This is a genomic window from Nocardia alni (genome assembly GCF_019038435.1).
Lineage (GTDB): Bacteria > Actinomycetota > Actinomycetes > Mycobacteriales > Mycobacteriaceae > Nocardia > Nocardia alni.
Genome location: NZ_JAGPOX010000112.1, coordinates 20,095 through 32,746, shown reverse-complemented (window position 1 = coordinate 32,746; position 12,652 = coordinate 20,095). Strand labels below are relative to the sequence as shown.

Below are 12,652 nucleotides of genomic sequence, written 5' to 3'. Positions count from 1 at the left end.
CGACGACCTCGGCGGTGGTGTAACCGGGTGCGACCAGGCCGTAACAGGTCCCCTCCACCGCTGCGACCTCACCCACGGCGTAAATATCGGGATCGCTGGTCCGCAAACCGAGATCGGTGATCACACCACCACGCGGACCGACCTGCAACCCGGCGTCGCGCGCCACCTGATCACGCGGACGCACACCGGCAGCGAACACCACCACGGCCGCCCGCAACCGCGACTCATCGGACAACGCGAGCTCCAGTCGATCGCCGACGTCCGCACCCGGCACGGCCTCGATACCCGAGAGGCCGACCCCGGTACGGACCCGCAAACCCAGTTCGCCGACCAGCGCCGCCAAGACAGCGCCGCCGCCCTCGTCGATCTGAGCGGACATCAGCCGCTTGTTGTGCTCGACCACGTGCGGAGTCATTCCCAAGAGCCGCAACGCATTCGCTGCCTCGAGACCCAGCAGGCCACCGCCGACCACGACGCCGACCGCCCCGGGACCGGCCGCCTGCGCGGCGGCGCGGATGCCGTCCAGATCATCGATGGTGCGGTAGACGAAGCATTCGGGCCGGTCATGCCCGGGCACCGGTGGCACGAACGGATACGAACCGGTCGCCAGCACCACCGCGTCATAGGCGATCGCCTCGCCATCGGAGGTGAACACCTTGCGGGCGATACGATCGATCGCCTCGGCCCGCACGCCCACCCGCAGGTCGACCAGCGAGTCACCGGCGTAGTCGTTACCGGAAAGTGCCAGCGCCCCCGCGTCCCAACTGCCCACATAGGACGACAGGCCGACCCGGTCGTAGGCGGCTCGCGCCTCCTCGCCCAGCACCACCACCTGCCAGCTACCGGCCGTGTCGCGGGCGCGCAGCGCCTGCACGAACCGGTGCCCGACCATCCCGTGGCCGACTACGACGACGGTCCGTTTCCGGGCCGAATCCGCTGTGCTGTCCATCGCGATTCCTCTCCGTGCCCCGAGCGTCTGTTCAGCCGCGCTGCCGGACCGGCAGTTTCGGCGATCGAATCACGTTGTCCGGCAATGTGTTATGAGGGCTTGCAGTAATCGCCTCCGGTGTCACGGCCTCGTCGGTCGTCGCCCGACGGGACGGCCGGCGCAGGAACACCGCCCAGCACAGGACAGCGCATACGACGTAGAAGGAGGTGAACACCCAGAAGGCGGTCGTCGCCGATTGTGTCGACGCATACGACGAGCGCAGCACCATGTTGATGCCGACACCGCCCAGCGCACCGATGGCGCCGACGAACCCGATCAGCGCTCCCGAGGTGTTCTGCGACCACGCGGCGCGCGCCACGCCATCCAGCGGCAGACTCTTGGATTTCGCGTCGAATACGGACGGAATGATTTTGGTGACCGCCCCGTTGCCGATGCCGGAAACAACGAACAGCGCGATGAAGCCGACGACCAGCGCGACCATGACGCCTCCGGTCGGCACGTGCCGATGACCGTCGGCGACCGTGCTCGCCACCGCGACGGCAATCGCCGCGACCATCATGGCCGCGAAACTGCACGCGGTCACTCGGCTGCCGCCGAATCGGTCGGCCCATTTGCCCCCGTAGGGCCGGGCCACCGAGCCCAGCAACGGTCCGATGAATGCGATCTGTGCGGCGTGCAGCGAGGCCTGGGCCGCTTTGGCGCCGCCGGCCATGAAGCTCACCTGAAGTATCTGTCCGAATGCGAAGGAGAATCCGATGAAGGAACCGAAGGTTCCGATGTACAGGAATGCGATCGCCCACGACTGCGGCACACGCAGCGCGGTGAGCATGTACGACAGATCCGCCTTCTGATTGCGCAGGTTGTCCATGTTCAGCGCGGCGCCGGCGGCCGCGACGACGACAAGCGCCAGATACACCAGGCAGACGACCGAGGCATGGTGATATGCGCTGCCCACGGTGGCGATCACCGCCAGTCCGGCCAATTGGATCACCGGGACACCGAGATTGCCGCCTCCGGCGTTCATGCCCAGCGCCCAGCCCTTCAGCCGCTGCGGGTAGAAGGCGTTGATATTCGTCATCGACGACGCGAAGTTTCCACCGCCGAAGCCGGCGAAGGCCGCGATCACCAGAAATGTCGTATACGACGTTCCCGGTCGGTTGATGAAATACAGGGTCAGCAGAATCGGGATAAACAACATCAACGCGCTGAATATCGTCCAGTTGCGTCCGCCGAATCGCGCGGTCGCCACCGTATAAGGTATTCGCAGCACGCCGCCGACCAGCGTCGGCACCGCACCCAGGAAGAATTTCCCGGCCGGATCGATATGGAAGACATCGACCGGCATGAACAGCACCATCACCGACCAGATTGACCATATCGAGAATCCGACGTGCTCGACGAACACCGACCAGATCAGATTGCGGCGGGCGATTTTCTTCCCGCCGCTCTCCCAGGTCGCGACATCCTCGGCATCCCACTCCGCGATATCATGATCGCGCGTCAACCTGCTCATCAGGGCCTCCCAAACATCGGTCGGCGCCAACGGTAAGTGACGGATATTTCACCGATGCTGCGCGCAATGTCCGCGAAATAACCGTCTACTCACGATCCGCGATCTGCGTCGGTGAGAGATTCGGAATTGCCCGCGCTGCACCGATTTTCGAGACCCCACTCGAGTCTGCGATTGTCAATGAGAGAATTGCCACTCCATAGCTCACCGTGCGGAGATGACAACTATGATGACCGAAATCTCACTATACGGCAACTCTCGCTGTGAAAAACTCGGCACGCCATTCGAGATGGGGTCGGTTCCGAGAGGCTGTATCAGGTGCTGGGGCCAACCCTATCGGCCGGGCGCCTCATCGATATCGGATTGTTCGGGGCCGTGCGGGATGTCGATGGATTCCTCGCCGGTGCGCAGCAGCCGCAACACGAACCGGGCCACGTAGTCCGGGCTCTGCACCACCATGCCCGGCCGGGGCGACGCGCCGAGGGTGAACATGCTGTCGCCGAATTCGGTGGCGGTGATGGAGGGCAGCACCAGCGACACCGCGATACCGTCGCCGGCGAGTTCCTCGGTCAGCACCGCGCTGAGCATGTTGACCGCTGATTTGGTCGAGGCGTAGGCGCCGATGCCGACGGCGACGCGGCGGGTTGTCCCGGAGCTGACGTTCACGATGCGCCCGAAGTGCTGTTGCCGCATGGCGGGCAGCACGGCCTGTGTCACCGTCAGCAGGCTGGCGACGTTGAGCTGCAGGATCTGGGCGAACTCGGCCGGATCGACCTGGTCCAGTTGTCCGTCGAGGTTGGCGCCGGCGTTGTTGACCAGTCCGTCGATGCGGTCGTGCCGGTCGAGAGTCGCGGCGACCAGATCTCGAACCTGCGCGGGGTCGGTCACGTCGGTGGGGACGGCCAGGGCGCCGTCGAGTTCCTTGCTCAGGGTGTCCAGCCGGTCGGCGCGGCGGGCGGCGAGTACGGGGTGCGCGCCGGCCGCGTGCAGCCGGCGCGCCGTGGCGGCGCCGATTCCCGAGGAGGCGCCGGTGACGATGACTGTCTTGCCGGCGAGGTCGATGAGGTCGCTCATGTGCTCCACGTGTACCAGAGTTCACAGGGGGCGACACATTCGGCGGACTTCTCGCGGCCCAGGCCATCGCAAGTTGCCGGACCGCCTCGGGCGTAGGCTGGCGCTGGAATACCAACCGTCCGAATGGCTTTGCCGCGGGCGGTAACTACCAACTTCAGGGGGATCGTGGCCGCGACAGCCAGATTCGGCGCTGTTTCGCTGGACAGCAAGGACCCGCGAGACCTCGGGCGGTTCTATCGGGAACTGCTCGAATTCGAGATCGTGTACGACTCCGAGGAACTCGTTGTTCTACGGGGTGATGGTGTCACGATGACGGTCGAGCGCGTGGACGATCACGTGCCTCCGGACTGGCCGGGCAATCGGGTGCCCAAGCAGATGCACCTGGATCTGTTCGTTTCCGAACTCGACAGCGCCGAGAAGGCGGCGATCGCTTTGGGCGCCTCCAAAGCCGACTTCCAACCCGCACCCGATCGCTGGCGTGTACTGCTGGATCCTTCCGGTCACCCCTTCTGCTTGACCGTCTCACCGTCATAGTGTTCATCTGGCAGATCCCGTAGCGAGGGCCGGTACTCAGCCCGCGCGCGTCCCCGAGGCGACGAAGATCGGGAGGGCGGCGAACAGGCGGTCGTCGCGTGCCCTCGCGGCTTGGGCGTCGAGCCAGGCGCCTTCTCCGGCGATGTCGGCGAGCGTCGGCAGGCAGCTGGCGTCCGTCCACACGATCGTGTGAACCTCGACGGTGACGTCGGTGAACCCGTTGTCCAGCAGAAGGTTTCGGTATCGGCGGGCGATCCGCGGGTGGGGCATGCGGTCCGCGCGGGCGTGGACGAGCGCGCGGGTGAGTTCGGGATTGTCGGAGTCGATCACCCAGGTGTCCCAGTCCTGGCCGATCAGCACCGCGCGGCCGTGTGCGGCCAGGACCCGGCGGGCCTCGGCGACGGCTCGCTCGGGTTCGGGGAGGGCGTGCAAGAGCTTGTCGGCGCGGTAGCCGGTGACCGAGCCGTCGTCGAGCGGCAGCGCGGTGGCGTCGGCGACGTGGAATTCCGCCGCCGGCCAGCGGTCGGCGGCGGCCTGGATCATGGCGGGGTTCAGATCGACGCCGATGGCCCGCACCCCGCGGGCAGCCAACTCGCCGACGGCGCGCCCGCCGCCGCAGCCGACGTCGACAACGGCGTCGCCGAGCGCGCGGTAGGTGGTTTCCCGCAGGTCGCGAGCCTGGGGCAGGTTGTCGAAGGCGTCGAGAAGAGTGAGCAATGTGGACATGATCGTCATTGTGCGAGTTAATGTCGACATGAAGTCAATCGGTGAGATGGCGTCTCGGTTCGGTTTGCCGACACATGTCTTGCGGTACTGGGAGACGCAAGGATTGCTGACGCCCGCCCGCGACGGTGATCGCCGCCGCTACACCGACACGGATCTGTACCGGGTGGCGGCGATCCTGATTTCGAAGGACGCGGGTTTGGGACTCGCCGATATCCGGACGATGTTCACGGCCCGGTCCGCGTCGGCACGGCATGCGATGATGGCCCGCCATCGCGAGAAGTTGCTGGCACGGATCGCCCGGGCGCAGGCCGCTCTGGACATGCTCGAAGGCGGTCTGGAATGCCCGCACGACGACATCATGGCGTGCCCGCACTTCCGGGGACTGCTGGCCGATCGGTTGCAGCCGCCTTCCGCGACAGGCCATGACGGCCCGCCGGACCGCGCACGGCACTCGGCGACCCGATCACGATCGATACCGCTGGTCACGTAGTTACCAGCGGCTCAGGGGTGGCTGGTGTCGTACGTTTCGCGGTGGGTGAGGACGTCGTCCATATTCTCCTCGGCCCAGGCTTTCAGGTCGCGCATCAGGTGGTGCAGGGACAGGCCGAGGTCGGTCAGTTCGTAGGTGACCGTGACGGGAACGGTGGGGGTCGCGGTGCGGGTGATCAGGCCGTCGCGTTCCAGGGAGCGCAGGGTCTGGGTGAGCATTTTCTGGCTGACGCCGGCCAAGAGGCGGGACAGTTCGGAGTAGCGCATCGGCCGAGGGGAGCCGGCGCAGTGTTCGCCGGTCCGGTGGGAGCCGTCGCTGCCCAGAGCGGCGAGGATCAGGGTGACCCATTTGTCGGAGATCCGATCGAGCAGTTTGCGGCTGGGACATGCCGCTATGAAGGCATCATATTCCACCTTGGCCTGCGCCTTCTTCTGTGCCGCCGTCATCGTTGCCATCGACTGCTCCTCTCACCCACGGGTGACCTACGCACCTCGAAGTGCCTACTTCCCAGCAGGAAGTTACCTATCAATACTGAAGCAAGAAACCTTCGGGCACCACCCTGATCGAACAGGAAAGGCAGAGGTATGACCACACTCTCCACTTCGCTTCCCGGCGGCACCTGGACACTGGGCGACGTAACCATCACCCGATTCGGTTACGGCGCAATGCAACTCGCCGGGCCCGGGGTTATGGGACCACCCGTCGACCCCGACGCCGCCCTCGCCGTCCTGCGCGCGGCCGTCGACCTCGGAATCACCCACATCGACACCAGCAACGCCTACGGCCCACGCATTACCAACCAGCTGATCCGGGACGCACTGCACCCATACCCGGAATCGCTGCATGTCGTGACCAAGGTCGGCGCGATCCGCGACGAGCAAGGCGGCTGGCCCCCGGCCAGAGACCCGGACAGCCTGCGCCGTTCGATCCACGAGAACCTCGAAACCCTCGGCGTCGAGGCCCTCGACCTGGTCAACCTGCGACTCGGCAACGCCCAGGGACCCCAGCCCGGCTCCCTCGCCGAACCATTCGAGACGCTCGTCGAACTCCAGCACCAGGGCCTGATCCGGCACCTCGGCGTCAGCAATGCCACCGCGGACCAGATCACCGAGGCACGGGCAATCGCGCCGATCGTATGCGTGCAGAACATGTACAACCTCGCCTACCGTGGCGACGACGCGCTGATCGATGAACTAGCCGCCGCCCGCATCGCCTACGTGCCCTTCTTCCCCCTCGGCGGTTTCAGCCCCCTGCAATCCTCGGCCCTGTCGAGCGTGGCCGCCCGGCTGAACGCGACACCGATGTCCGTCGCCCTGGCCTGGCTCCTGCACCGCTCACCGAACATCCTGCTGATCCCCGGCACCTCGTCGGTGGCGCATCTCCGCGAGAACGTCCTCGGCGCGGGACTCGAACTCTCCGCCGAGGATCTCACCGAACTTGACACGATCGGCCGCTGATTCCGCTTCGGAATGCCGACTCACCGGCGGGCCTCACGGTATCGCTCTCGGCAGTCGCTGGTCTACCAGGAGCGGCCCGCAGGTGCTCATGATGCAGAAGTGTGACCGCGGCGCGGCCTATTGTGGAGGCGGTGAGCACAGCAACCAGCCATGGCCAATCCGGCATCTTGACTCATTGATGCCCCAGATGCCAGGCGACAGAATATACGCCTATCTTGCTGCAGGACGCAAAGCGTTATATCGTCCAGAACATACTTCTGATAAGTAGTGCCGGAAAGTCGCGATTAATACGCCTGCCCCGTACGCAATGCAGACAAGGTGACACTCACTTACGCGGCAAGGCCCGGACGGGCGCGGCAGCCCTGAGTTCGTTACAACGCACTCCACTTCCACGGCCGTGCTACTTCGCCCTTCAAACACGCAATCCTATGCCGGGCTTGGTCTGCGGCGTTTCCGCTCGCTTCCGTCAGGCTCAGGGCAAACGTCACCCATCGCAGCTCCTGGATGTCTGCTAGTACTCGGAACCCTGGCCACGATGTCACGTCGTAGCCGCCGTACGCTGAGACGAAGGAACGATATTCACCCTCGGTGATTCGCCTGAAATCGGTGTAGTCCACGGCGATTTGAATCAGATCCCACTCGCGTCGACCAAGTGAAACTTTGTCGAGATCAAGCACAATGGGTATGCCTGACTGCGGGACAACAAGATTGCCTTGCCAGGCATCGCCGTGAATCACGCACGGCGATTCCGGATTGGACAGCTCGTCGTACTGTTTCTCGAGTATGGTGTAATGCTCAATGAGCCAAGACCGATCATCGTGATTGATCGTTGCCGCCGAGACGATACGGTCCCTGATCCCGACAAGCGGGTCGAAGATCGGCAGTTCGAACGCCATTGGCGGAGGCAAGGAATGGAGCCTGCGAACCATTCCACCCAGTTCTTCGGGTGTTGATGCACGGTGGTCTGGGATCAACCGCCACCATGTCACCGGCCGGTCATCGACCACTACGGGTTGCGGAACCGATGGAATCGCCTCGACTGTCGGAATACCGGCGTGGTTGAGCCACTGGGACACCAGGATTTCCCGCTCGGCAGTCGCGCTACTTCCCACTTTGCCGATCCTCGCCACGATCCCACCATGCAGCTCATATATCGCATTCGATCCATTCCGGATCGAAACGGCGCCGCTGGCGTCGATGCCGCTGAGCCTCGCAGCCCCGACGAGCACGTCTGCCATTGACCCAGCCCGGTTCATGACAGAGCCGGATTCGCGTTGCTGGTGATTACATGCCGCAGTTCGGCTACACCCTCGAATTTCCGGTGCGCCACGGCGGCCTCGGCGAGGGTATTCAACTCGTCACGAATACGCCTGGAGCGGAACAGTTTTGCGTTGTCGGCTGCCTGAAGTCCGATCACCGCTGCTTCTTTGGGGTCGCCGAGGCGCATGGTGAGTGTGGCCAGTCGGGTCAGTGAAAAGGTTCGGGAGCGAGGGTAGTCTTCGCGCTGGAGCTGAACTGCCCGCCGGATACGTGGTGCAGCCAGTTCGATTCTGCTTCTGGCCTGTGCGACGGGGATCAAGGCCTTGCCCGTGCTGCCCATATGCTCGGCTTCGTCGTAGTAGCACATCCAGGGAGCGGCTGCTTCGGGCATGTGTTCGGCGAAGTGTTCGTCAGCGCGGGCTACCTCGGTCAGGGCGTCTTCAAGTCGGCCGATCGCGGCTAGGAATTGCGCTCTGAGCCCGCCGAGCATGGCACGCGCGGTGGCGGACAACTGGTCAGATCGCACTTGGGCCAGCTCGATCAGGGAGAGTGCGCCATCGGCATTGCCGACGTAGGCCACCTTGCGCGCCATGTCCGCCAATGTGCTGGCTCGCAGCTCCCACGATCCGGCCGCGTCTGCGCACCACAGCGCGAACCGGAATCGGCGCTCGGCTTCGTTGTAGTCGGCGATGTCGAAGGCTGAGTAGGCCGCGACGCCGCTCAGATTCCCAATCGACTCGAGCAACGCGCGCCTGGTCGCTGGTACCGACTGCCCAGTGAGCAGCGGCACGAACCGCCGAAGCTCGGTTTCGGCTGCACTGCTGGACGATCCACCGCCATAGAGATTTTCCGATGAGGCTGCGCCACGCGTTGCTGCCCTCACCTTGTCGACGTCAGACCAGCCGACTTGGCCGATAGACCGGTCATCCTGGAGGTAGTCCGCGGGGATAGTCCCAGGATCGAACGGGCTGAACAAATTGACATAAAGCGCCTGGTCCCGCTCGGCTGCCCGCCGCTTCCGAGCAGGCATGAAACCGAGTTCGGCATCGGTGGTACGAAGGACGGAACGGAAGGCTTCGCGGTACTCCTCGTTCGGCCACCGGACAGCGCCCCGCTCGTACCGGGCAACGGTGTGCCCGTCAAGGTCACGACGCAGACTCCTGGTGCGCCAAATGTAGTCGTTGACGGCTTCGGCTAGCTCGGCTCGCCCCATCGCCTGACCGGGCACGACGCGTGACGGCGTGGATTCGCGGCGTTGCTGGAGTTTCAGATTCGGTGGCACGTTTCGACCCCCTACCGGTCTCGGTCCGGCCCAAGTCTAACCGCGCCGTGCTGCAGGGGGCCGGTCCGGCGTTTTCTGCCCCGTAACGTGCCCTCCCCAGGGGGTTGGCGGCGGCTCACCCTTGACCGTAACGGCTTTCAACCGGAACGAGCCTGGTGACCCTAGCCACGCAGGGAGAGCGGAACGCCCTTCCGGTTTCGAACTAGGACGGTGACGATGAGGCCCCTGATGTACGGCTACCTGCGCCTCGAATTTGCGGGCGGCCAGGTTCCGGCCTGTGAAGCGCAGATCCGAGCCTTTGCCGAGTGGGAAGGCTTCGACCTGGGCATGATCTTCCATGAGCGCATCCACGGAGACGTCGCGCTCACGGCCCTGATCGCCGAACTGCGACGGTCGCTGCCCCACCATGTAGCAGTGCCCTCGATGAGACACTTGATCCAACCGGGCATGTCCAGGCAAGCAGTCGAAGCTCGCCTGTGGCGCGAGGCCAACGCTGGCGTGTTCGTCGCGGCAGACACTGATAACAGGGTCGAAATCCCTACTGCCAGAGAATATCCCCGCTCTGGGACTGTGGCCGTCACCCGGCAGCAGCCGCTACCTCGAGCGGGCGATATGGCCGAAATCCACTTGGCGGCAACGACAACCGCCGTATCGACGGCGCAGTTGCACGCGCGTCACACGCTGAGTCGTTGGTTGCTGATCGAGCTGATCGCTCCGACCGAACGGCTTGTAACCGAACTGGTCACCGACGCCGTGCAGGCCACCGGCAGCACGGATCCGCATCCCAAGTGGAGCGAGATCACCGAGCTGAAACAGTTGACGGTGCGTGTTGCCCGGACAGATCAGCGGGTGGTGATCGAGGTGTGGGACGCCCGCCAGGGCGGCGCGCATCCGCTCATCGACCTGCCGCTGAGCGATCACCTTGTCAGGTTGAGTCATCGCTACGGCCGATTCATCCGGAGCAAGGCGGACTCGTCACCTGGTGTGAGCTGGGCATTCCAGCCACCACCATCGAACGGCTGGGGGTAATCGAATGAGATCGCTCGGTAGCACCAAGACATGCGCAGCAGCCAAGGCGGATTCCGAAGCACTCTGGCGCACAATATCTTTGACACACGAGCGGCGGCCACTGCTTCGCGTGGGCGTTGTCGGGCTCGGCCGCCAAGCACTCGATGACCACCTTCCGGGACTCGAGGCGACCGACAGCGCCGAACTGGTCGCGGTCTGCGACGAGAACCCCGAGGTTGTCCGGGAACAGCACACTCGTTACGACGTTCCGGGCTACACGGACTTTCGGCAGATGTTCGCTCACGAACAGCTCGATCTCGTCATGGTCTGCGTGCCGCACGATGTCGGCCGGGCAGTCATCGAAGCCGCCGCCGAGCGTCACGTCCATGTGCTCAAGGAGAAGCCCTTCGCCACCACGATGGCCGAGGCGAAGGAACTGGCCGAGATCTGCCAGCAGTCCGGCATTCGGCTCATGGTGACGCTGCAACGGCGATTCAATCCGATCTACACCAGCTTCACCCAGTTGGCCGAGCAAATCGGCACGCCGTTCGCCATCGACGCCCGCTACACACTGCACATCGACGATCCGTCCGACGGGTGGCGCGGCAACACGGCGACCGCGGGTGGTGGCTGCGTCATCGACATGGGCTACCACCTCATCGACCTGATCCTCTGGTACTTCGGCCTCCCGGATCGCATCACGGCGGATCTTTCGGTCAGTGCCAGGCCCGACCGAACCTACGATGCCGAAGACACCGCATTGATCCACTTCGCCTACGACAGCGGCCTTTACGGGTCCCTGCTCCTCTCCAGGTTCATCGGCCCCAAGGCCGAGGAAATCCGCCTGGTCGGAAGCAGAGGCATCGTGCATCTGGAACGTGGCCGGCTCCGCCGCCTCACCAACAGCGGGGAAATCATCGAATCGCTGGTCCGCGAACAGGGATGGCCGTCGGCCGCTACCAGCCAGATCAACTACTTCCGCCAGGTCATCGACGGAGACAGGCCGAATCTCAGTGGGCCGCAAGAGAACCTCGCGCACATGAGCTTCGTTGCTGCGTGCTACCAGTCCGCCCGCACCCACACATCGGTCAACCCCAAGGAGTTGCTGTGACCTCACCCCTGGCCCTACTCGGCGGAACACCGGCCATCACCGACCCCGGACCGCACTTCAGCTGGCCCCCGATCACCGACAGCACCGCTCACGCTGTGCTCGACCAGTTGGACGAAGGGATCTCGATCTACGACCGCTCGGGCGTCGTCGCTCGACTGGAGGATGCGCTGCGCAGCTACTTCGGTGTGCGATACGCGATCTCGACCAGCTCGGGTACCGCGGCGCTCTACTCGATGTACGCTTCCTGCGGAATCGGCCCCGGCGACGAAGTCATCGTGCCCGCCTACACCTTCTTCGCCACGGTCACCCCGCTGCTGCACCTCGGAGCGATTCCGGTGCTCGCGGACTGCGACAGCAGCGGCAACCTGGATCCACACGACACCCCCCGGCGCATCACCGAACGCACCAAAGCAATTGTGGTACAGCACATGTGGGGTGTGCCAGCGCAAATCCGCAGCCTCAAGAGCCTGGCAGACGTGTACGGCGTGCAACTCCTGGAAGATGCCTCGCACGCCCATGGCGCGATGGTCGATAGCCGGAAGGTCGGGACCTTCGGCCGCGCTGGCGCCTTCAGCATGAACGGTCCCAAGCCCCTGTCGGCCGGTGAGGGCGGGTTCGTCCTCACCGACGACGAACACGTCTATTACCGGGTCCTGCTGCACGGCCAGTACAACAAGCGGTGCCGCAACGAAATACCAGCTAGCTTCGGCCTCAGCCGTTACAGCGTCACCGGGATGGGCCTCAAGCACCGCATCCACCCGATGGCCGCGGCCATCGCCCTGGAACAGCTCGACCACCTGGACAAATACTTGGAAGGCCGGGCAAGCGTCGCCGAACAGATCACCGAAGCGCTGGAGGACACCCGTGGTCTCGTCGTGCCCCTGCACGATTCCGACGTGCGTTCGTCCTGGTACGGCCTGGCCCTCGAGTACCAGGAGCAGGAATTCGATGGGCTGCCCATCGAACGGTTCTACGCAGCCCTGAAGGCCGAGGGCTGCATCGAGTTGGACCGACCAGGCTCAACCTGCCCGCTCAACCTCCTGCCGCTGTTCCAGGAGCCCGGGCCGCTATTCCCTCAATACGACGGCACGTTGGCCTACCGGCCCGGCGACTTCCCACAGGCCGAGCGAATCCACCGGACCACGCTCAAGCTACCGGTCTGGCACCGGGAGGAGGACCTCCCGATCGCGATGCAGTACGTCAATGCCATTCGCAAAGTGATCCACCATGTCGATGATTTGGAAGGATAAA

Annotated in this window: 13 protein-coding genes; 6 read left to right on the top strand and 7 right to left on the bottom strand. The window is 64.5% G+C overall.

What is annotated here, in order from left to right; genetic code table 11:
* The 3 genes from JZ791_RS32340 to JZ791_RS32330 all read right to left on the bottom strand — a co-directional run.
* A partial coding sequence (locus JZ791_RS32340; protein ID WP_216899670.1) for an FAD-dependent oxidoreductase occupies positions 1 to 949 on the bottom strand: 949 nt, incomplete at its 3' end.
* A gap of 31 nt (positions 950 to 980) precedes the next feature.
* A complete protein-coding gene (locus tag JZ791_RS32335; RefSeq protein WP_216899668.1) occupies positions 981 to 2,462 on the bottom strand; it encodes a nitrate/nitrite transporter in 1,482 nt (493 codons plus the stop codon).
* A gap of 330 nt (positions 2,463 to 2,792) precedes the next feature.
* Positions 2,793 to 3,533 carry an SDR family oxidoreductase gene (locus JZ791_RS32330; RefSeq protein WP_216899666.1) on the bottom strand — a complete coding sequence of 247 codons (741 nt, stop codon included), beginning with the start codon at positions 3,531 to 3,533 and terminating at the stop codon, positions 2,793 to 2,795.
* A gap of 123 nt (positions 3,534 to 3,656) precedes the next feature.
* Between JZ791_RS32330 and JZ791_RS32325 the strand changes: the two genes are divergently transcribed.
* The gene (locus JZ791_RS32325) at positions 3,657 to 4,067 is read left to right on the top strand and encodes a VOC family protein (protein WP_254206707.1); all 411 of its coding nucleotides are present in this window, start codon (positions 3,657 to 3,659) and stop codon (positions 4,065 to 4,067) included.
* A gap of 36 nt (positions 4,068 to 4,103) precedes the next feature.
* On the opposite strand, the gene JZ791_RS32320 is transcribed toward JZ791_RS32325, so the two are convergent.
* Positions 4,104 to 4,793: a methyltransferase domain-containing protein gene (locus JZ791_RS32320; RefSeq protein ID WP_216899665.1), complete on the bottom strand. Its 690-nt coding sequence runs from the start codon at positions 4,791 to 4,793 to the stop codon at positions 4,104 to 4,106.
* A gap of 28 nt (positions 4,794 to 4,821) precedes the next feature.
* On the opposite strand from JZ791_RS32320, the gene JZ791_RS32315 reads away from it, so the two are divergent.
* Positions 4,822 to 5,283, top strand: coding sequence for a MerR family transcriptional regulator (locus JZ791_RS32315; protein ID WP_254206706.1), 462 nt, complete (start codon positions 4,822 to 4,824; stop codon positions 5,281 to 5,283).
* A gap of 11 nt (positions 5,284 to 5,294) precedes the next feature.
* Here the strand turns inward: JZ791_RS32315 and JZ791_RS32310 are convergent, their stop codons facing one another.
* On the bottom strand, positions 5,295 to 5,738 hold the full coding sequence (locus JZ791_RS32310) for a winged helix-turn-helix transcriptional regulator (protein WP_216899661.1): 444 nt from the start codon (positions 5,736 to 5,738) through the stop codon (positions 5,295 to 5,297).
* Positions 5,739 to 5,867: 129 nt separating this feature from the next.
* On the opposite strand from JZ791_RS32310, the gene JZ791_RS32305 reads away from it, so the two are divergent.
* Positions 5,868 to 6,740 (top strand): aldo/keto reductase family oxidoreductase, encoded by an 873-nt coding sequence (locus tag JZ791_RS32305; RefSeq protein ID WP_216899659.1) that lies wholly within the window; start codon positions 5,868 to 5,870, stop codon positions 6,738 to 6,740.
* Positions 6,741 to 7,111: 371 nt separating this feature from the next.
* Here the strand turns inward: JZ791_RS32305 and JZ791_RS32300 are convergent, their stop codons facing one another.
* Positions 7,112 to 7,978: a phosphotransferase gene (locus tag JZ791_RS32300; RefSeq protein WP_254206705.1), complete on the bottom strand. Its 867-nt coding sequence runs from the start codon at positions 7,976 to 7,978 to the stop codon at positions 7,112 to 7,114.
* A 14-nt stretch (positions 7,979 to 7,992) separates the two neighbouring features.
* Positions 7,993 to 9,282 (bottom strand): NsdA family TPR-like regulatory protein, encoded by a 1,290-nt coding sequence (locus tag JZ791_RS32295; RefSeq protein WP_308163204.1) that lies wholly within the window; start codon positions 9,280 to 9,282, stop codon positions 7,993 to 7,995.
* A 228-nt stretch (positions 9,283 to 9,510) separates the two neighbouring features.
* Between JZ791_RS32295 and JZ791_RS32290 the strand changes: the two genes are divergently transcribed.
* From JZ791_RS32290 to JZ791_RS32280, 3 genes are all read left to right on the top strand, one after another.
* The gene (locus JZ791_RS32290; protein WP_216899657.1) at positions 9,511 to 10,311 is read left to right on the top strand and encodes an ATP-binding protein; all 801 of its coding nucleotides are present in this window, start codon (positions 9,511 to 9,513) and stop codon (positions 10,309 to 10,311) included.
* Positions 10,312 to 10,420: 109 nt separating this feature from the next.
* Positions 10,421 to 11,401 carry a Gfo/Idh/MocA family protein gene (locus tag JZ791_RS32285; protein ID WP_308163203.1) on the top strand — a complete coding sequence of 327 codons (981 nt, stop codon included), beginning with the start codon at positions 10,421 to 10,423 and terminating at the stop codon, positions 11,399 to 11,401.
* A complete protein-coding gene (locus tag JZ791_RS32280; protein WP_308163202.1) occupies positions 11,398 to 12,651 on the top strand; it encodes a DegT/DnrJ/EryC1/StrS family aminotransferase in 1,254 nt (417 codons plus the stop codon). The genes JZ791_RS32285 and JZ791_RS32280 overlap by 4 nt, the downstream gene beginning before the upstream one ends.
* Position 12,652: the final 1 nt, after the last annotated feature.